14 protein-coding genes are annotated in these 18,918 nt (G+C 73.3%); 2 read left to right on the top strand and 12 right to left on the bottom strand.

What is annotated here, in order from left to right; all coding sequences use genetic code 11:
* Positions 1 to 16: 16 nt before the first annotated feature.
* From OHL10_RS01820 to OHL10_RS01805, 4 genes are all read right to left on the bottom strand, one after another.
* Positions 17 to 1,612, bottom strand: coding sequence for a rhamnulokinase (locus tag OHL10_RS01820; protein ID WP_265520434.1), 1,596 nt, complete (start codon positions 1,610 to 1,612; stop codon positions 17 to 19).
* A gap of 10 nt (positions 1,613 to 1,622) precedes the next feature.
* Positions 1,623 to 3,725 carry a bifunctional aldolase/short-chain dehydrogenase gene (locus tag OHL10_RS01815; protein ID WP_265520433.1) on the bottom strand — a complete coding sequence of 701 codons (2,103 nt, stop codon included), beginning with the start codon at positions 3,723 to 3,725 and terminating at the stop codon, positions 1,623 to 1,625.
* Between the two features lies 1 nt (position 3,726).
* Positions 3,727 to 4,923, bottom strand: coding sequence for an L-rhamnose isomerase (gene rhaI, locus OHL10_RS01810; RefSeq protein WP_265520432.1), 1,197 nt, complete (start codon positions 4,921 to 4,923; stop codon positions 3,727 to 3,729).
* Positions 4,924 to 5,145: 222 nt separating this feature from the next.
* Entirely contained in the window at positions 5,146 to 5,544 is a 399-nt protein-coding gene (locus tag OHL10_RS01805) for an L-rhamnose mutarotase (protein WP_265520431.1), read from the bottom strand.
* Positions 5,545 to 5,653: 109 nt separating this feature from the next.
* Between OHL10_RS01805 and OHL10_RS01800 the strand changes: the two genes are divergently transcribed.
* On the top strand, positions 5,654 to 6,676 hold the full coding sequence (locus OHL10_RS01800) for a LacI family DNA-binding transcriptional regulator (RefSeq protein WP_265520430.1): 1,023 nt from the start codon (positions 5,654 to 5,656) through the stop codon (positions 6,674 to 6,676).
* Positions 6,677 to 6,848: 172 nt separating this feature from the next.
* Here OHL10_RS01800 and OHL10_RS01795 read toward each other — a convergent pair whose 3' ends face one another.
* Positions 6,849 to 7,838, bottom strand: a complete 990-nt coding sequence (locus OHL10_RS01795) for an acetylxylan esterase (RefSeq protein ID WP_265520429.1) — start codon at positions 7,836 to 7,838, stop codon at positions 6,849 to 6,851.
* Positions 7,839 to 7,966: 128 nt separating this feature from the next.
* Between OHL10_RS01795 and OHL10_RS01790 the strand changes: the two genes are divergently transcribed.
* The gene (locus tag OHL10_RS01790; RefSeq protein WP_265520428.1) at positions 7,967 to 10,030 is read left to right on the top strand and encodes a beta-galactosidase; all 2,064 of its coding nucleotides are present in this window, start codon (positions 7,967 to 7,969) and stop codon (positions 10,028 to 10,030) included.
* Between the two features lie 13 nt (positions 10,031 to 10,043).
* On the opposite strand, the gene OHL10_RS01785 is transcribed toward OHL10_RS01790, so the two are convergent.
* The 7 genes from OHL10_RS01785 to OHL10_RS01755 form a co-directional block, all read right to left on the bottom strand.
* Positions 10,044 to 10,805 carry a cupin domain-containing protein gene (locus OHL10_RS01785; protein ID WP_265520427.1) on the bottom strand — a complete coding sequence of 254 codons (762 nt, stop codon included), beginning with the start codon at positions 10,803 to 10,805 and terminating at the stop codon, positions 10,044 to 10,046.
* On the bottom strand, positions 10,802 to 11,785 hold the full coding sequence (locus OHL10_RS01780) for a DUF6807 domain-containing protein (RefSeq protein ID WP_265520426.1): 984 nt from the start codon (positions 11,783 to 11,785) through the stop codon (positions 10,802 to 10,804). The genes OHL10_RS01785 and OHL10_RS01780 overlap by 4 nt, the downstream gene beginning before the upstream one ends.
* Positions 11,782 to 12,903, bottom strand: coding sequence for a Gfo/Idh/MocA family protein (locus OHL10_RS01775; protein WP_265520425.1), 1,122 nt, complete (start codon positions 12,901 to 12,903; stop codon positions 11,782 to 11,784). Before OHL10_RS01775 ends, OHL10_RS01780 begins: the two co-directional genes overlap by 4 nt.
* Positions 12,900 to 14,387 carry a Gfo/Idh/MocA family protein gene (locus OHL10_RS01770; protein WP_265520424.1) on the bottom strand — a complete coding sequence of 496 codons (1,488 nt, stop codon included), beginning with the start codon at positions 14,385 to 14,387 and terminating at the stop codon, positions 12,900 to 12,902. Before OHL10_RS01770 ends, OHL10_RS01775 begins: the two co-directional genes overlap by 4 nt.
* Before the next feature lie 172 nt (positions 14,388 to 14,559).
* On the bottom strand, positions 14,560 to 17,154 hold the full coding sequence (locus tag OHL10_RS01765; protein WP_265520423.1) for a rhamnogalacturonan lyase: 2,595 nt from the start codon (positions 17,152 to 17,154) through the stop codon (positions 14,560 to 14,562).
* 158 nt (positions 17,155 to 17,312) lie between these two features.
* A complete protein-coding gene (locus OHL10_RS01760) occupies positions 17,313 to 17,972 on the bottom strand; it encodes a hypothetical protein (RefSeq protein WP_265520422.1) in 660 nt (219 codons plus the stop codon).
* A gap of 25 nt (positions 17,973 to 17,997) precedes the next feature.
* Positions 17,998 to 18,903 (bottom strand): carbohydrate ABC transporter permease, encoded by a 906-nt coding sequence (locus OHL10_RS01755; RefSeq protein ID WP_425498947.1) that lies wholly within the window; start codon positions 18,901 to 18,903, stop codon positions 17,998 to 18,000.
* Positions 18,904 to 18,918: the final 15 nt, after the last annotated feature.

Here is an 18,918-nt window from a genome sequence, read left to right as displayed (position 1 = left end):
CGGCCCCGTCGGGGCGTCACCCGACGAGGGTGCCCGCCGCGCGGGGCTCGACGCGGCGCAGCGTGCTGCTCGCCACGACGACCCGGCGCAGGTCCGGGAGCCCGCCGGACACGGCCCCGCCCGCCCGGGCCTGGACGAGCACGTTCCCGAGCGCCGCCGCCTCGACCGGCCCGGCGACGACCGGCAGCCCGGTCGCCTCGGCCGTGAGCCGGCACAGGAGTTCGTTCTGCGACCCGCCGCCCACGAGGTACAGGGTGTCGACGCGGGCGCCGGAGAGCTCGCACGCCTGGGTGAGCGCCCGGGCGTAGGCGGCGGCGAGGCTGTCGAGCACCGCGCGGACCAGCGCGGGACGGGTCTGCGGGACCTCCTGACCCGTCCGCCGCGCGGCCGCGCGCACCCTGTCCGGCATGGACCCCGGCGCGAGGAACTCGTCGCCGTCGACGTCGACGAGGCAACCACCGCCGGGCTCGTCGCCGGCCGCCGCCAGCAGCGCACCCAGGTCGACGTCGTCACCGGCCTCGGTCCACTCGCGCACGCACTCGTTGAGCACCCACAGGCCCATGACGTTGCGCAGGTAGCGCACCGAGCCGTCGAGGCCGAGCTCGTTGGTGAAGTTCGCCGCCCGGCTCGCCTCGCTCAGCACGGGCTCGTCGAGCTCGAGCCCCACGAGGGACCACGTGCCGCACGAGACGTAGGCGACCGTCGCTCCCGGCGTGGAGGCGGGGACGGCGACCACGGCCGAGGCCGTGTCGTGCGAGGCGACCGCGACGACGGGCACCGCGCCGAGGCCCGTCGCCTCCTGCACCGCGGGCAGCAGGTGCCCGACGACGGTCCCCGGCTCGACCAGCGCGGGCAGCCGATCGCGCAGCGCGCCCAGGGCCGGGTACTCGGCACCGAGGCGCGCGACGAGGTCGTCGGACCAGGTGCGGGACCGGGTGTCGAGCAGGCCGGTCGTCGAGGCGTTGGTGACCTCCGCGACGCGGCGCCCGGTCAACCAGTACGTCATGAGGTCCGGCACGAGCAGCAGCTCGGCGGCCGCCGCCCACGTCGCGTCGTCGGCGCCCGCGACGAGCTGGAACTCGGTGTTGAACGGCAGGGTCTGCAGGCCGTTCACCGCGTAGTGCGTCGCCGCGTCCACCCGTGCGTACACCGCGTCCGGCACGCCCGTGGTGCGCGGGTCGCGGTAGTGCCGCGGGTTGCCGAGGAGCGCGCCCGTCGCGTCCAGCAGGCCGTAGTCCACGGCCCACGAGTCGACGCCCACCCCGCGCACCTCGAGCCCGTGCCGGCGCGCCAGCAGGCCCGCCGCGCGCACCCCGTCGAGGACACCACGCCACAGGTGCAGCACGTCCCAGTGCAGCGCCGTGCCGGTGTCGCCCGGTCCCGGCTCCCCGGCGGGCGCCGACACCGGGAGGGCCACCGGCCCGTTGGTGAACCGCGCGGTCTCGACGAGGTGCACCCGGGGTGCGCCACCGCCGTCGGGCAGGTCCGTCCCCGGCGCGGGGTTCTCGACCACCCCGAGGATCACGCGCCCGCTGGTCGCCCCGAGGTCGACGGCGACGAACGCCGCCGACCCCCGGGGCACGTCGAGCTCGTCCGCACGCTCGACGCTCACCGCCCCCACCTCACCGCAGGAACGCGGCCGCCACGCCCGAGTCGACGGGCACGTGCAGGCCCGTCGTCTGGGAGAGGTCGGGACCGGTCAGCGCGAACACGGCCGCCGCGACGTGCTCGGGCAGCACCTCGCGCTTGAGGAGCGTGCGCTGCGCGTAGTACGCGCCCAGCTCCTCCTCCGGCACGCCGTACACCGCGGCGCGCTTGGCGCCCCAGCCGCCCGCGAAGATCCCCGAGCCGCGCACCACACCGTCCGGGTTGATGCCGTTGACCCGGATCTGGTGCTCGCCGAGCTCTGCCGCGAGCAGGCGCACCTGGTGCGCCTGGTCCGCCTTCGTCGCCGAGTACGCGATGTTGTTCGGGCCGGCGAACAGGGAGTTCTTCGACGCGATGTAGACGATGTCGCCGCCCATCTCCTGGGCGATCATCGCGCGCGCCGCCTCCCGCGCGACGAGGAACGACCCCTTCGCCATGACGTCGTGCTGCAGGTCCCAGTCCTTCTCGGTGGTCTCCAGCAGCGGCTTGGAGATAGACAGGCCCGCGTTGTTCACCACGAGGTCCACCCCGCCGAAGGCGAGCGCCGCGGCGTCGACCATCGCGCGCACGTCACGCTCCGAGGTGACGTCGGCGCGCACGGCCACCGCGACGTCGGGCCCGCCGAGCGAGTCCGCGACCTCCTGGGCGCCCTCGAGGTTGAGGTCGCCCACGACGACGCACGCGCCCTCGGCGGCGAGCCGCTCCGCGATGGCGCGCCCGATCCCGGAGCCCGCACCCGTGACGAGCGCGACGCGCGTCGCGAGCGCCTTGGGCGCCGGCATGCGCCGGAGCTTGGCCTCCTCGAGCGCCCAGTACTCGATGCGGAACTTCTCCGCCTCGTCGATCGGGGTGTAGGTGCTGATCGCCTCGGCACCGCGCATGACGTTGATCGCGTTCACGTAGAACTCGCCCGCGACGCGCGCCGTCTGCTTGTTCTTGCCGAACGAGAACATGCCGACACCCGGCACGAGCACGATCGCCGGGTCGGCGCCGCGGATCGCCGGGCTGTCGGGGGTCGCATGGCGGTCGTAGTACGCCTGGTACTGCGTGCGGTACTCGGCGTGCAGCTCGCGCAGCCGGGCCACGGTCTCCTCGACCGAGGCGTCCGCGGGCAGGTCCACCACGAGCGGGCTGACCTTGGTGCGCAGGAAATGATCCGGGCAGCTCGTGCCCAGGGCCGCGAGCGGCGCGAGGCGTTCGCGGGCGACGAAGTCGAGCACGACGTCGGAGTCCGTGAAGTGCCCGACCTGCGGGGCGTCGGTCGACGCCAGGCCCCGGACGACGGGGGCGAGCGCGGCGGCCTTGGCCCGGCGCTCGTCCTCCGACAACGCCTCGAAGCCCGGGCGCACCGCCCCGAAGGGGTGCTCGGCGAGCTCGGCCGTCCGGGCCGCGATGAACTCCTCCGCGCGCCGCACGATCTCGAGCGAGCGTCGCTCGGTCTCGGCCGACGTGTCGCCCCAGGCCGTGATGCCGTGACCGCCCAGGACGCAGCCGATCGCCTGCGGGTTCGCCGCCTTGATCTCGGCGATGTCGAGGCCGAGCTGGAAGCCGGGCCGGCGCCAGGGCACCCACACGACCTCGTCGCCGAAGACCTCCCGGGTCAGGGCCTCGCCGTCGGCCGACGTCGCCAGCGCGATGCCCGAGTCCGGGTGGAGGTGGTCCACGTGCGCGGCGTCGACCAGGCCGTGCATCGCCGTGTCGATCGACGGCGCCGCACCGCCCTTGCCGTGCAGGCAGTAGTCGAACGCGGCGACCATCTCGTCCTCGCGCTCCACGCCCGGGTAGGTGCCCACCATGGCGCGCAGCCGGTCGAGGCGCAGCGCGGCGAGGTTCTTCTCCGTGAGGGTGCCGAGGTCGCCGCCCGAGCCCTTGACCCAGAGCAGCTCGACGGGCTCGCCCGTGACCGGGTCCGTGGCGACGCCCTTGGCGGACGTGTTGCCGCCCGCGTAGTTGGTCACCCGCGGGTCGGCGCCCAGCCGGTTCGAGCGGGCGACCAGGTCGGCGACCGCGTCGGCGGCGCTCTGGGCGCCGGGCTGGGCGCCGGGCTGCGCGGGGGTGCGGTCGGTCGTCGTCGTCATGTCAGGCTCCCCATCCGGCCTGCACGCCACCGACGCGCTCGGCCACGATCTTCTCGGTGTACCCCGACGCCGCGAAGGCGGCCATCGGGTCCGGGTCGAGACCCTGCTCGACCCGCAGGTCGGCCAGCAGCGGCCGCACGTCGGTGTTGTAGGCGTCCATGAGCACCCCGTTCGCGCCGAGCACGTCACCGGAGTGCTGCGCGGCCTCGAGCGCGGGCATGTCGACGAGGAGCGCCTTGGCGGTCGCCTCCTGGACGTTCATCACGGAACGGATCTGGCCCGGGATCTTCGCCTCGATGTTGTGGCACTGGTCGAGCATGAAGTTCACGCCGCTGCTCGCGTCCAACGCACCCACCGTGACGATCTCGTGCATGATCCGGAACAGCTGGAACGGGTCGGCCGCGCCCGCCATGAGGTCGTCGTCGGCGTAGAAGCGCGAGTTGAAGTCGAACGCGCCGAGCCGTCCCTGGCGCAGCAGCTGGGCGACGATGAACTCGATGTTCGTGCCCGGGGCGTGGTGGCCGGTGTCGAGGACGACCTTGGCCCGCTCGCCGAGGGCGAGGCAGTGCAGCAACGACGTCCCCCAGTCCGGGATGTCGGTCGCGTAGAACGCGGGCTCGAAGAACTTGTACTCCAGCACGAGCGTGTTGCGCGGGTCCGCGGCGGTCAGCGCCGCGTAGATGTCGGCGAGCGAGTCGGCGAGCCGGTCCTGGCGGGCGCGGATCGAGTCCTGCCCGGGGTAGTTGATGCCGTCCGGCAGCCACAGCTTGAGCTCGGTGGACCCGGTGGCCGCCATGACCTCGATGCACTGCAGGTGGTGGTCGACGGCCTTCTTGCGCACGACCGGGTCCGGGTGCGTGAGCGACCCCAGGCGGTAGTCGTCGTCCTGGAAGAGGTTCGAGTTGATCATCCCGATGCTCACGCCGTGGTCGGCCGCGTGGCGCGCCAGGTCGGTGTAGTCCTCGACGAGGTCCCACGGGATGTGCAGCGAGACCCGCGGGGCGATGCCCGTGACGGCGTGGACCTGCGACGCGTCGGCGATCTTCTCGTACGGGTCGCGGGGCACACCGTCCTGGGCGAACACCTTGAACCGTGTCCCCGAGTTGCCGAACGCCCAGGAGGGCAGCTCGATGGTCTGCTGCCGGAGCGCGGCCTGCGCGGCCTCGAGCCGGGACTGCGCCGGTGAGTCGGACATCATGCTTCCCTCCTGGTGCGCGCAGCGTTGCGCGACGTCGCGTGGCCCTGGCCGGACGGCCCGGTCACCTCGCAATGAATCGATTCATTGCGCCTGAGCGTACGGTGCTCGACAGGCGAGGTCAAGACGACCGAACGGGACCGAACATGCCCTCCCCGCCCGTCGAACATGCGGTGATCACCCGCGCGGGACCCCTTGGCGGGTGCCTACGGCGCGCTCGGCGGGTCAGCGCGTGGGCAGGCCCGCGCGCTCGAGCTGGCCCTCCAGGTGGAAGACCTCGTCGAGCAGGACGAAGCCCTCGTCCGGACGACCCTCCGACGCCGCGAAGAAGTCACCCATCGCCGCCTGCCAGCGCGCGTTGACCTCGGTGGCGGCCATCGCACGCTGCGCCCGCTCGTAGTCGTCGGTGACCAGGACGCCGACCAGCAGCCCGTCCTCGCCGAGGAACAGCCGGTAGTCGCGCCAGCCCGTGTCCCGCAGCGCCTCGAGCATCTCGGGCCACACCGCCGCGTGCGCCGCGCGGTACTCCGCGAGCCGCTCGGGGCGCACGCGCGAGACGAAGCACACGTGCTCGGACGTCTCGGAGCGCGCCTCGGGGACCTCTTCGTCGGTGAATCGGTTCATAATGGAAACCTAGCACCGTCGTACGTCACGATGGGTCGGTCGCCGACCCGGTACGCGATGGCCGAGCCGCCCGTGCGCACCGACGCGCACGCCACAGGAGGAGCACCAGATGAGCACACCCGTCCAGCGGCGCCGCGCGTCCATCAACGACGTCGCACGACTGGCCGAGGTGTCCGTGGGCACGGTCTCCAACGTCCTCAACCGTCCGGACCGGGTCTCCCCCACCACCCGCGAGCGCGTCGTCGCCGCCATCGCCGAGCTCTCGTTCGTCCCGAACGGGTCTGCTCGCCAGCTGCGGGCCGGCACCATCACCACGGTCGGCGCGATCGTCCTCGACATCGCCAACCCGTTCTTCACCGACGTCGCGCGCGGCATCGAGGACCGCCTCACCCAGGACGACTACACCCTCATGCTCGCGAACTCCGAGGAGGACCCCGAGCGCGAGCAGCGCTACCTGCGCCTCTTCGAGGAGCACGGCGTCCAGGGAGTCATGGTCGTGCCGTCCGACGAGCGGATCGACCACCTGCTCGCGCTGCGCGCGCGGGGCGTGAACGTCGTCCTGCTCGACCGCTCGTCCCCGCTCGACGACCTCTCCTCGGTCGCGGTCGACGACGTGTCCGGCGGTGAGCTCGCCGCCCGCCACCTCCTCGAGCAGGGCCACACCCGGATCGCGTTCCTCAACGGCCCGCACGCGATCCGTCAGTGCGTCGAGCGGCACACGGGCGTCGTGCGCGCCCTCGAGGCGGCCGGGCTCGACCCGGCGGAGGCGCTCGTCGAGATCACGGTGCCCTCGCTCAACGCCGACGGCGGCGAGGCCGGGACGCGCGAGCTCCTCGCCTCCGCGGACCACCCGTCGGCGATCTTCTGCGTCAACGACCTCACGGCGCTCGGCGCCCTGCGCACGCTGCGCCACGAGGGCGTCCGGGTGCCCGACGACGTGGCCGTCGTCGGGTACGACGACGTCACCTTCGCCGCCGAGCTCGGCACCCCCCTGACGTCGGTGCGCCAGCCCACCCACGCCCTCGGCTTCCGCGCCGCCGACCTCCTCCTCGCCGCCGCCGCGGGCGCCCCCGCCGAGCAGGTCCTCTTCCAGCCCGAGCTCGTAGTCCGCGCCTCCAGCACCACCCCCTAACCCCAACCCCCTCCCCCCGCCCCCGCGCCCCCTCCCCCTCCGCCGAACACGACCTTGCTGCCGTTCAGGTCGCCATAACGTCAGCAGAGTCGTGTTCGGCGGCGAGGAGGGTCGTGTTCGGCGGGGAGGCGGCAGGGTGGTGGTCGGCGGCGGGGAGCCGTCGGGGTCGTGGTCAGGCGAGGACCTGGCGGGCGAAGCGGACGTGCTCGGCGTGCTGGTACGGGCCGCCGTTCTCATGCCCGTTGTAGGCGTAGACCCTCATCTCCTTGGGTCCCGCGTAGTGGTTGAAGGCCGCGTACACCGCGGACGGCGGGCAGATCTCGTCGCGCAGCCCGACGGAGAACAGCGCGGGCACGCCCACCCGTGGGGCGAGGTTCATGCCGTCGAAGTACGCGAGGGTCGCGAAGGTCTGCTCGACGAGCTCGCGGTGCGCGTGCAGGTACCCGACGAGCTCGGCGTACGGGTGCGCGTCGGTGATCTCGGCGCAGCGGCGCACGTGCGCGAGGAACGGCACGTCGACGATCGCCCCGCGCAGCGCGACCCCGCGCAGGCCGGACAGCGCGGCGGCGGCGAGCGCGATCGCACCGCCCTGCGACCCGCCGGAGACCATGACCCGGCCCGAGTCCACCGCCGGGTGCGCACGGGCCACCTCGACGGCGCGCGCGGCGTCGAGGAACAGCCGCCGGTAGTAGTACGCCTCGGGCGACTCCACGCCCTGGGTGAGGAACCCGGCGGCGTGCGGGCCGCCGTCGTGCGCGTCGCCGGTGTGCCCGACCTGGTGCGCGCTGCCCTGGCCGCGGTTGTCCATGACGAGGACGGCGTACCCCGCCTGAGCGAGCAGGGTGTGCTCGATCGACAGGCCACGCCCGCCGCCGTAGCCGATGTAGGTGACGACGGCGCCCAGCGCCCTCCCGTCGGGCGCACTCCGTGCGGGGCGGTGGAACCAGGCCTTGATCGGCTGGCCGCCGAACCCGGTGAACGTGACGTCCTCGGTGACGATCTCGGTGAGGCCGGTGTCGACGGTCTCGCGTGTGACCCGCAGGGGGTGCGCGGCGTCCTGCTCGTCGAGGGTGCGGCGCCAGAAGCCGTCGAGGTCGGCCGGTTCGGTGCGGTCGGGCCGGTAGGTGACGAGCTGGTCGAGGGGCAGGTCGAACTGGGCCACGAGAGCTCCTTCGTGTGCGGGGCGGCGTCGACGCCGCGGGGCCGGAGACCGGGCGCCGGCCCGGTGGTCGAGCGGTAGCGTACGCGGCCCTGCGCCTCGCTTGTATCGTTTCATGGCAGACTTGTGGCATGCGACGTCGCACCACCCCCGAGGCCTTCGACCCGACCGCCGTCCGCCCCTGGAGCGCCCGCCTGCCCGGGCTCGCGTACGGCGGCGACTACAACCCCGAGCAGTGGCCGCAGGCGACCCGGCTCGAGGACGTCGAGCTGATGCGCAAGGCCGGGGTGAACTTCGTCAGCGTTGCGATCTTCGGCTGGGCGACCATCGAGCCCCGGGAGGGTGAGCTCGACTGGGCCTGGCTCGACGAGACCATGGACCGCCTGCACGACGCCGGTATCCAGGTCGCCCTCGCGACCGCGACCGCCTCCCCGCCGCCGTGGCTCACCCGCAAGCACCCCGAGATCCTGCCGCGCCTCGCCGACGAGACCGTGCTGCACCAGGGCGGACGCCAGGCGTACTCCGTGACCCACCCCGTGCACCGCGAGTACGCCCTGCGGATGGCCGCGCGGATGGCCGAGCGCTACGGCGAGCACCCCGCGCTCGCCCTGTGGCACGTCGACAACGAGATCGGCTGCCACGTGCCGCGCGACTACTCGGACACCGCCGCCGGGGCGTTCCGCGACTGGCTCCGCGCCCGGTACGGCACCCTCGACGCGCTCAACGCCGCGTGGGGCACCGCGTTCTGGTCGCAGCGCTACGGGTCCTTCGACGACGTCCTGCCGCCGCTCGTCGCCCCGACGTACGCCAACCCGACGCAGCAGCTCGACTTCGACCGGTTCTCGTCGGACTCCCTCCTCGACTACTACCGCGACCTGCGTGACCTGCTGCGCGAGCTGACGCCGCACGTGCCGACGACGACCAACCTCATGGTGTCGTCGGCGACCAAGGGCATGGACTACTTCTCCTGGGCACCCGAGCTCGACGTCGTCGCGAACGACCACTACACGGCGGCGGAGAACCCAGACCGGCACGTCGAGCTCGCCTTCAGCGCCGACATGACCCGCGGCGTCGCGGGCGGTGACCCGTGGATCCTCATGGAGCACTCCACGTCCGCCGTGAACTGGCAGCCCCGCAACCACACCAAGACCCCCGGCGAGATGCTGCGCAACTCCCTCGCGCACGTCGCCCGGGGCGCGGACGCCGTGATGTTCTTCCAGTGGCGCCAGTCGGCCGCAGGCGCCGAGAAGTACCACTCGGCGATGGTCCCGCACGCCGGCCAGGACACCGACGTGTGGCGCCGGACGGTCGAGCTCGGGCGCGCGCTCGAGGCGCTCGCCGAGGTGCGCGGGTCCCGGGTCGAGGCCCGCGCCGCGATCTGCTTCGACTACCCCGCCTGGTGGGGCGCCGAGCTCGACTCCCACCCGACGCAGGCGCTGCGCTACCCCGACGAGGTGCTCGCCTGGTACCGAGCCCTGTGGGACGCGGGCGTGACGGTCGACGTCGTACGCCCCGGCGCGGACCTCTCCGGGTACCGGCTCGTGATCGCCCCCACGCTCTACCTCGTCACGGACGCCGACGCCGCGAACCTCGCCGCCGCCGCGGACGCGGGCGCCACCGTCGTCGTCACGTACTTCTCCGGGATCGTCGACGAGCACGACCACGTGCGGCTCGGCGGCTACCCCGGCGCGTTCCGCGAGCTGCTCGGGGTCCGCACCGAGGAGTTCTACACCCTGCAGGTCGACGAGACCGTGCGCGTGAGCGGCGGCCCGCTCGACGCGTCGAGCGCCGACCTGTGGACCGAGAAGACGCACGTCTCCCCCGGCACCGAGGTCGTGGCGTCGTACGACGACGGCCAGCTCGCCGGGCTGCCCGCCGTCACGCGGCGCCCGACGACGGCCGGCGGGTCCGCCTGGTACGTCGCCACCCGGCTCGACGGAGCGGGGACCGCGGCGCTCGCGCGCACGGTCGCCGGGGCGGCGCAGGTGCTCCCGGCCGAGGCGGCGGCCGACGGCGTGGAGACCGTGCGCCGCTGGTCGGCCGACGGCCGCACGGCCTGGCTGTTCGCGATCAACCACACCGCCGACGACGCCAAGGTCGCGACGTCCGGGGTCGAGCTGCTGGCGGGCGGGGACGTCGACGGGACGCTCGTCGTGCCCGCCGGCACCGTCCGGGTGGTGCGCGAGGCGCACTGACCTCGGTCGCGTCTCAGCCGGTCGGCGCGATGGGGAAGGTCGCGAGACGCCCGCACATGCCGTAGCTCCGCGGACCGGGGTCGGCCGCGCGTGCGGCGACGCGCCCGGCCGTCAACGCGGAGCCGTCGCCGACCGCGAGCGCGGCGAGCACGGCGTCCGTCTCGTGCGTGGCGCGGACGACCGACGACTCCCACGTCCGCCGCCACCCGGCGACGCGTGGCGCCACGAGTCGCGCCGCGGCGTCGTACAGCGGCGCGAGCGCGCCCGGCCCGGACTGCTCGACGGCGGCGCGCAGCCTCGCGTAGCCCGCGAGCGCGAGGTCTCGGCGCGCGTGGGCGGCCGCAGCGAGCCCCGCGTCGTCCGCACCCTCAGGGCTCGGGAGGGCGGCCGCCGCGGCGTACCGGTCGGCGTCGCGCACGACGTCGACGGGGAACGTGAGCACGGCGTCCCCGGCCTCGGGCAGCCCGGCGTTGGACATGACGACGACGAGCTCGAGCCCGCCGTCGTTGACCAGCCGGTGGATCACGCCCGGCGTGAACCACACGACCCGGCCGGGTTCGAGGCCGTGCACCGCGAAGCCCTCCGGGCCCAGCGTCTCGACGCTGCCCCGCCCCGCCAGGACCACGTAGCCCTCGGCGGAGGCGGTGTGCAGGTGCGGTGTGCCGCTCCCGCCCGGGGCGTCGTCGGTCGGCCAGTCATACACGCGCAGGTGGCTGACCGACGTCCCGCCGGGAAAGACGGGCGCGTCGGGCGCGCGCGTACCGGCACTGCTCACGCGCGCACCACGCGCGCCGCGAGCGCCCGGCGGCCGTGCTCGGCGAGGTCCTCGCCGAGCTCGGGCGTCCCGTGCCCGTCGACGACGACGACCGCGTACTCGAACGTCAGCGTCTGCCCCGGGGCGAACTCGATCTCCTCGCCGAAGAACGGCGCCGGGCACAGGCAGGCGAAGTGCTCGTTGCGCACGAACCACTGCGGGGTGCCGCCGGGGTTGGTCCCCGGGTCGATCATGACGAGGGTGGACCAGGTCGCGCTGCCGTCGTGCTGACCGGTGAACCCCATCCAGGGGTGGCGCTGGCCGCGGACGTCCTCGCCGCCGGAGTAGCCCGGCGCGAGGATGGTGCCGCCCGTGAAGGACCGCGGCCCACGCCAGAACAGCCCGCCGTAGCCGGCGTTGTCGCGTCCGTTGGTCGTGGGGCTGCCCAGCGGCAGGTCGCCGGCGGAGACGTTCGTGACGGTGCTGCGGAAGGTCAGGACCCAGCCGGTCCCCTCGACCAGGCTCACGACGCACTCGCGTGCCTCGCGCACGACGACGTCGCCACCCGTCACGTCTGCACCCGTCACGCCGTTCCCGGTCACGCCAGGCCCGGGCGGTGTGCGCCACGCCAGCTCCTCGACGAACCCGACACCTCCGGCCTGTTCCCCGACGTGGCGGAACGCGACGTGGTCCATCGAGCCGTCGTTGTCGAGCTGCACGTATCCGTCGTCGCGGACATAGGTGGGCCCGCCCCAGAAGTTGTACGGTCCGACGTTCGGCAGCGACCACACGATGCCCTTGTGCCACACGTGGTCGTGCGGCCGGTAGAGGCTGACGGTGTCGCCGCCGAGGGTGCGCAGGGGGTGGAAGTAGGGCCGGGGGCTCTCGAGCTGGGCCTCGGTCGGGCGGTAGACGTAGCTCAGCAGGTCCGACGACTCGCGCTGCACGTGCAGCGCCGCGCCGTCGTCCGTGAGCGCGAGACCCGCGGCGCCGGCGGTCATCCGGGCACCCCCGCCGAGACGGGCGCCCAGGCGGGCCCCCACGGAGCGCCGGTGCCGTCCATCGAGCGGGCGAACGCGTCGTCGGCGCCGATCTCGCCGGCGGCGACGGGGCGACCGGTGAAGGCCGACCGGTAGATCGCCGCGGCGAGCTCGAGCGTGCGGCGCGCGTCGGCGGAGGTGACCGGCAGCGGCGCCCCCTGGGCGAGCGCGCGATAGGTCGGCAGGAGCTGGGCGAGGTGCCCGCTCGGCAGGGCGGTCGGGTCCGGCCGCCAGAGGGCCGCAGCCTCCTCGCGGCCGGGCGCGGGGGTGAACGTCCAGTCCTCGTCGGTGTAACCGTAGAGGTGCGTGAGCGCGACGGTCGCGGCCTCGGTGTCGATCCGGATCTCGGAGACCTGGCTCGGGGAGACGACGGAGTTGACGATGCTCGCCATCGCCCCGGACTCGAACCGCACGAGAGCCATCGAGACGTCCTCGGTGTCGGTGTCCCGCGCCTGGCGGGCGGCGACGGCGGTGACGTCGGTCCAGGGGCCGAGGATCGACAGCAGCAGGTCGAACTGGTGGATGCCGTGGCCCATGGTCGGCCCGCCGCCCTCGGTGTCCCAGCGCCCGCGCCAGGGCGCGGCGAAGTACTCGGCGTCACGGAACCACAGCGTGTTGCACACCGCGACGAGGGGGCGCCCGAGGGCGCCGTCCGCGAGGAGCGAGCGCAGCTGCACGGCGCCGTGGCCGAACCGGTGCTGGACGATCACCGTGAGCTGCGCGGAGGAGGCCGCCTCGAGCGCGACGAGCTCGTCGAGCTGGGCGAGGGACAGCACGGGCGGCTTCTCGAGCACGACGTGCACACCCGCGCGCAACGCCGCGGCGGCGGTCGCGAAGTGGGCCGACGGCGGCGTGCAGATGTGCAGCACGTCGACGTCGCCCGCGGCGAGCAGCGCCTCGACGTCGGTCGCGACACCGGCGATGCCGTGCTGGTCGGCGAACGCGCGAGCCCGGTCGAGGTCGAGGTCGACGACGTGAGTCGTCTCGACGGCCGGTGCGCCGTCGTGCTCGGCGAGCTCGGCCAGCGCGCTCGCGTGGGCGTGCGCGATCGCGCCGGCTCCGACGATGGTCGCTCTCATGCGGGGGTCTCCTCGGTGGTGGCGGGGTGCGGGTCGTGGTGGGCACGGCGCAGCTCGACCCCGAGGTCGAGGTCCGCGACGGTGACGGGCAGGCCGGTCGTGAGGGACCGGTTCGCGGCGTACCCGACGGCTGACGCCCGGATCCCGTCGCGGTAGCCGGCGGCGCGGCCGAGCGGGTCGTGCGCGGCCGGACCGTCGAAGACGTCGGCGAGGAGGAAGACGTCGCCGCCACCGTGCCCCCCGACGCCCTCGGGGATGGGCCGGTCGACGGCGCGCTCCCAGTGCTTCTGCACGACGAGGCGTTCGCCGTAGGGCCGCACCGTGTCACCGTCCCACGCACCCGGGGTCGCGGTGGGGTCGAGGACCGCGACGCCGTCGTCGCCGAACGCCACCGAGCCGCGCTCGACCACCTCGAGCTCGGCCCGCCCGCGCGTGCCCGTGACGACGACCCGGTAGCCCTCGTAGGGGGCGTGGGCGACGAGCGAGTAGGTGAGGACCGCGCCGCGCTCGTACTCCACGAGCACCGCGAGGGTGTCCTCGAGCCCGATGCCCTCGTCGAAGACGTCGGCGTCGCGCACGTACCCGTCCTCGGCGCGCGCCTCGGGCCCGTACAGCGCGGCGAGCCTCTCGTCACCCGCCAGGTCGAGGCGCCAGGGATCGATCCCCTCGGCGCGCAGCCGCGCCTCCGCCGTGTCCTCCTGCCCGACGCCGGTCCCCGGCCGGGTGGACGCCTCCCGCACGTGCGCGCCGTCGTGCCCGTAGAAGCGGCGTCCGCCGCTCGCGACGACGCGCCGCGGCGCGTCGTCGATCCACCAGGAGACGAGGTCGAAGTGGTGGCTGGACTTGTGGACGAGCAGCCCGCCGGAGCGGCGCTTGTCGCGGTGCCAGCGCCGGAAGTAGTCGGCGCCGTGCACGGTGTCCAGGGCCCAGTCGAAGTGGATCGCGAGGACGTCCCCGATCTCGCCCGAGGCGACGACCTCGCGCAGGGCCGCGTTGCGCGGCGCGTACCGGTAGTTGAAGGTCATCGTGAGGTCGCGCCCCGTCTCGGCGACCGCGTCGACGATGCGGCGGGCCTCGGCCTCGTCGGTGGCGATCGGCTTCTCGACGACGACGTCGGCGCCGGCGCGCAGGGCGCGGGAGACGAGGTCGGCGTGCGCGTGGTCGGGCGTCGTGACGATCACGCGGTCCACCCGCTGCTCGGCGATCGCGCGCTCGAGGTCGTCGGGGCCGTAGACCGGGCGCGGCCCCGCCCCGGTCTCTCGGGTGACCTGCTCGTCGTGGTAGCGGGCGCGCACGGCGTTGGGCTCCACCCACGCGACGATCTCGCCCTGGTCGGCGTGCGCCCCCGTGAGCGCGGAGACGTAGAGCCCCGCGCGGTGCCCGGTCCCGACGACGGCATACCGACGTCGTGGCGACGCCGGGCGGTCGGGCGCGAGCACAGGGACAGGTGCGGGTGCGGGAGATGTCGGACTACCAGACGTCATGGCGGCGGGTTCCTCGTCGACGTGCCGGAGCGACCCGGGGGCTCTCCCGGGACGCAGGTCTTGAATCGATACAACCACAGGTGGCGACCGGACTCAACCACCGCGGGGTCGCACACCGGTCCGGCGCACGACCCCACGGGTGGGCAACGGGTCAGGTCAGCATCCGGCCGGGTCAGCCACAGGCGGCCGCCGCGAAGCCGACCGTCCGCACCTGCTCGCGGTCGCCGACGGTGGCCACGATCTCGACCTCACCGGCCTCGACCGACGCGGCGCGGGTGTTGAACGACTGGAAGGCGCTCTTGCCCGCCGGGACGTGGCGGTAGGTCTTGTCCCCGTAGGGCGTGCGGATCTCGATCGAGACCGCCTCGTCCTCGGCGTTCGCCGCCCGGACCGCCAGGTGGACCTTGGACCCGACGCAGCGCGCCTCCGCGCTCACGTCGGACAGCGCCACGCCCGGGTCCGGCAGGGCGAGCTCCGGCACGGGCACCGTCGAGAAGTCGGTGTCCGAGGCGAGGTAGAAGCCCGGGTACGACGGCTGGTTGTAGGACGTGTTCTGCCGCGCGACCTCCGCCCGGTACTGGGGGTCGTGCATGAGCGTGTACATCGCACGGTCGGTGACCTCGGTGCTGAGGTAGATGCGGATCGCGGAGCTGTCCGCCGTGCGCACGAGCACCTCCTCGCGCCAGTCGCCGAGGACGTCGGCGACGAGGCCGGGCGTGCCCTTGGTGCCGTTGTTCGTCAGCGTCCCGTCGAGCGTGCGCAGCGTGCCGCGCGTCCGGTCGTCGATCGTCGGCGTCTGGTTACCGGACCCGTTGACGATCTGCGTGGTCATGTCCGCCGCCCAGCGCACGCTGAAGTTCGTGCCCGGGGTCGCGGTGTCCAGCAGCTCGCCCGTGGCGCTGAGCAGGCCCGAGCCGTCGGACCCGCCGGGCATGCTCGCCCAGATCTCCATGCCCCGGGTGGTCGGGTCGACGTCGCCGACCATGCCCCGACCCGTGTCGCGCCCCGAGTAGCGGCCGTCGAGGATCTCACCGGTCGCGGCGTCGCGCAGGGCCCAGCCGTACGGCGCCCAGGTCCCGCCCTCGTGCACGGTGAAGATCTCGAGGCCCGGACGGTCCGGGTCGATATCGGTCACGTGCATGGCGTCGCCGTGACCGAGCTTGGCCAGCTCGCCCGGCTGCGCGCTCCCCTCGGGCATGACGTCGTAGGAGCTGTAGAGCAGGCTGCCGTCGTGGTCGATCGTGGCCGAGCCGTAGACGATCTCCTGGTTGCCGTCACCGTCGACGTCCGCGGTGCTCAGCGAGTGGAACCCCTGCGTGGTGAGGGTCCCGAACTCCGGGTCCGCGCCCTCGACCCCGTGGGGCGAGTCGTTGAACGGGTTGTTCATCGGTGCCCATCCGCTGTCGACCGTCCAGTCGGTGGTGAGCTCCTCACCGTCCCAGCTGTAGGCGACGAGCGCGCTGCGCGTGTAGTACCCGCGGGCGAACACCGCCGAGGGACGCTCGCCGTCGAGGTACGCGACGGTCGCCAGGAAGCGGTCGACGCGGTTGCCCGGCTCGATGCGGGCCATCGCGTAGTCGCCCCACATCAGGCCGTCGTCGTGGCGCCCCGGCTCGTAGTGGACGGTCTCGAGCTCGGCGCCCGTGGCACCCTCGAAGACCGTGAGGTACTCGGGCCCGTCGACGATGAACCCCTCGAAGCCCCGCAGCTGGTTGCGCGCGCTGCGGGCGGGCGCGTACTCGTCGATGAAGAAGTCGGCCAGCTCGCGGGCCGCGGCGTCCGAGAGGGGGTAGTCGTGCTCGGGCTCGATCCCGAACGCCTCCTCGAGCGTGGCGGGCCAGTTCTCCGCCACGACCTCCGGGTGCTCGGACCAGCCGACGAACATCTCCACGAGGTGCTCGTAGTAGTCGTCCGCGCTCATCCGGTAGTCGTCGTCGTGGCCGTACCCGGCGACGAGGTCGTCCTGCGGGATCGTGATCGGCTCGTCGGAGACGACCTCGCCGTCCTCGTACCGCAGCGTCGTGGTGCCCGGCGCTGTCTTGACCATGATCTCCGCGCGGCCGTCGGCGTCGAAGTCGTAGACCATGACCTGCGCGTAGTGCGCGCCGGCACGGACGTTGACCCCGAGGTCGATGCGGTGCAGCAGCGTGCCGTCGGCCTTGTAGGTGTCGAGGTAGACCGGCCCGGTGTAGCCGACCTGCGAGACGTCCTTGGAGTTGGACGGGTCCCACTTGACGACGTACTCGTACTGCCCGTCGCCGTCGACGTCACCGACGGCGATGTCGTTCGCGGAGTACGTGTACGCCTCGCCCACGGGGGTGACGCCGTCGGCCGGCTTCTCCAGCGGCAGCTCCGTGTAGTCGCCCTCCCAGGGCTCGACGGCGTCGCTCGTGCCCGCCGCGCCGGTGACGGGCGCGACGCGGTAGGACGACGAGCCGTCACCCGCGGTGTCCAGGTAGTTCGTGCTGTCGGTGACGGTCGCGACGAGCTCGTCGTCCCGGTACACGTGGAACCCGGGGCCGGTCATCCCGGTCGCGGAGTGCCCGGTCACCTCGTCGCCGAGCAGCCGCCAGCTGAGGAACACGCCCTCGCTCGTGGTCGCGGCCACGAGCCCGCGGTCGAGCCGTTCCATCTGGACGCCCCCGCCGGGGTCGGCCGTGGACGGGGTCGTGACCGACGGGGCTGCCGCGGCGGCCGTCCCGACCAGTCCGAGGCAGGCGGCCGTGGCCACCGCCCCGAGGGTCCGTGCGTGCGAGAAAGGCTTCATCGTCTTCCCTTCGCTCGGTCGCACCACAGCGTCGATGCTGTGATTGCAACGTTTCAAAGTGCCGTACGGAGGGGTCTCCCCCGTGCCGGCGCGACCGGGTACGGCACCCGGTCACCGGTGCGGTCAGGGGCTGGTCACGCCGGCCCCCGACGCACGTCTCACACCGTCGGCGGTCGTCCGCCGCGGCGGGCCTCGACGCCGACGACGGCGAGGCAGAGCAGGCCGGGCACCACGATCACCAGTGGGACCAGCATCCAGACGAAGAGCCCGCACACTCCGACCGCGACCGCCAGCAAGAAGGATCCGGTCGGGTCCTCGCGCGTGCGACGCAGCCCGTCACGCGCGAGCTCGACGGCCGGTCGCGCCCGTCCGACGCCGTCGGGCCAGGACCAGGCTGCGGCCGCCCGCAGGGCGATCACGACGAGCCCGAGCAGCGCGACCAGCGACACGGCACGCACGAGGGCGGCGCCGGGCAGCAGACCCGACGCGGCGAGCTGGAGGTTGAGCTCGAGCAGGACCGCCGCGGCGAGGAGCCCGAGCCCCACGGGCCAGAGGTTCCGCAGGGCCGAGCCGGCGTCTCGCGCGACCTGCCCGACGCCGTCGGGCCGGCCGGCCACGTGCCGCCGCAGGTGTGCGACGCCGGCCGCGACCGCCGCCGGTGCCGTCACCACCAGCAGGCTGCCGACCAGCACGAGGGCTCCGACGAGGAGCACCTCGGCGAAGAGGGCGAGACCCGAGCCCCGCTCACGCGGGGTGCGGGTACGGCGCTCGGGCCGCTGCGACCCGTCGGGTCCGGCCGTGCGGTCGTCGTCCACCATGGCTGCCATTCTGCGCGCTCCCGGCTCAGCCCTTGAGGCCCTGCGTGGCGACACCGTCGACGATGTAGCGCTGGAACACGATGAAGAACAGCAGCACCGGCAGGAGCGCGAGCACCGCCATCGCCATCTGGGCGCCGTAGTCCGACACCGAGGTCTGGTCGACGTACAGGCGCAGCGCGATCGGCAGGGAGTACAGGTCGGGCTTCTTCAGGTACAGCAGCGGGCCGAGGAAGTCGTTCCAGGACCAGATGAACGCGAAGATCGAGCTGGTGATGATCGCCGGTCGCATCAGAGGCAGCATGATCGACCGGAAGATGCGCACGTGCCCGGCCCCGTCGATCCGGGCGGCCTCGTCGAGCTCGCGCGGCAGGTTGCGCATGAACTGGACCATGAGGAACACGAAGAACGCCTCGGCGGCGAGGAACTTGCCCGCGAGCAGCGGGACGAAGGAGTTCACCAGGCCGAGATTGTTGAAGATGATGTACTGCGGGATGATCACGACGTGGAACGGCAGCAGCAGCGTGCCGATCATGAGGGAGAAGAACAGCCCTCGCCCCGGGAACGAGATCCGCGCGAACGCGTAGGCGGAGACGGTCGCCGAGAGCACCACCCCGACCACGGACGCCACGGCCAGGATCATGGAGTTCATGAAGAACGTCCAGAACGAGACGCCGCCGATCCCGCCGAGGGCCTTCGCGAAGTTGTCGAGCGTGAACGTCGTCGGGATGAGGTTGATAGATCCCACGATGTCGCTCGACGGCTTGAACGAGGACATGAGCATCCACACCGCGGGGTAGAGGATGACCACGGTGATGGCCAGGATCAGGACGTGGAACGCGACCGCCCGCACACGCCGGCGGCGCTGGGCCGCGCTGCGCGAGCCGGCGACGCGCCCGCCGGGGCCCTCGGGGCCCGTGGCCGTGTCCTCCATGAGCAGGACGCCGCC

The sequence above is a fragment of the Oerskovia flava genome, from assembly GCF_026163685.1.
Classification (GTDB): domain Bacteria; phylum Actinomycetota; class Actinomycetes; order Actinomycetales; family Cellulomonadaceae; genus Oerskovia_A; species Oerskovia_A flava.
This window is presented reverse-complemented; position numbering and strand designations above follow the sequence as displayed.

Coding starts and splice junctions, on each gene's coding strand:
- OHL10_RS01815 (WP_265520433.1), bottom strand. CDS start 3,725: ATGACGACGACGACCGACCGCACCCCCGCGCAGCCCGGCGCCCAGCCC.
- rhaI (WP_265520432.1), bottom strand. CDS start 4,923: ATGATGTCCGACTCACCGGCGCAGTCCCGGCTCGAGGCCGCGCAGGCC.
- OHL10_RS01805 (WP_265520431.1), bottom strand. CDS start 5,544: ATGAACCGATTCACCGACGAAGAGGTCCCCGAGGCGCGCTCCGAGACG.
- OHL10_RS01800 (WP_265520430.1), top strand. CDS start 5,654: ATGAGCACACCCGTCCAGCGGCGCCGCGCGTCCATCAACGACGTCGCA.
- OHL10_RS01790 (WP_265520428.1), top strand. CDS start 7,967: ATGCGACGTCGCACCACCCCCGAGGCCTTCGACCCGACCGCCGTCCGC.
- OHL10_RS01780 (WP_265520426.1), bottom strand. CDS start 11,785: ATGACCGCCGGCGCCGCGGGTCTCGCGCTCACGGACGACGGCGCGGCG.
- OHL10_RS01775 (WP_265520425.1), bottom strand. CDS start 12,903: ATGAGAGCGACCATCGTCGGAGCCGGCGCGATCGCGCACGCCCACGCG.
- OHL10_RS01770 (WP_265520424.1), bottom strand. CDS start 14,387: ATGACGTCTGGTAGTCCGACATCTCCCGCACCCGCACCTGTCCCTGTG.
- OHL10_RS01765 (WP_265520423.1), bottom strand. CDS start 17,154: ATGAAGCCTTTCTCGCACGCACGGACCCTCGGGGCGGTGGCCACGGCC.
- OHL10_RS01760 (WP_265520422.1), bottom strand. CDS start 17,972: ATGGTGGACGACGACCGCACGGCCGGACCCGACGGGTCGCAGCGGCCC.
- OHL10_RS01755 (WP_425498947.1), bottom strand. CDS start 18,903: ATGGAGGACACGGCCACGGGCCCCGAGGGCCCCGGCGGGCGCGTCGCC.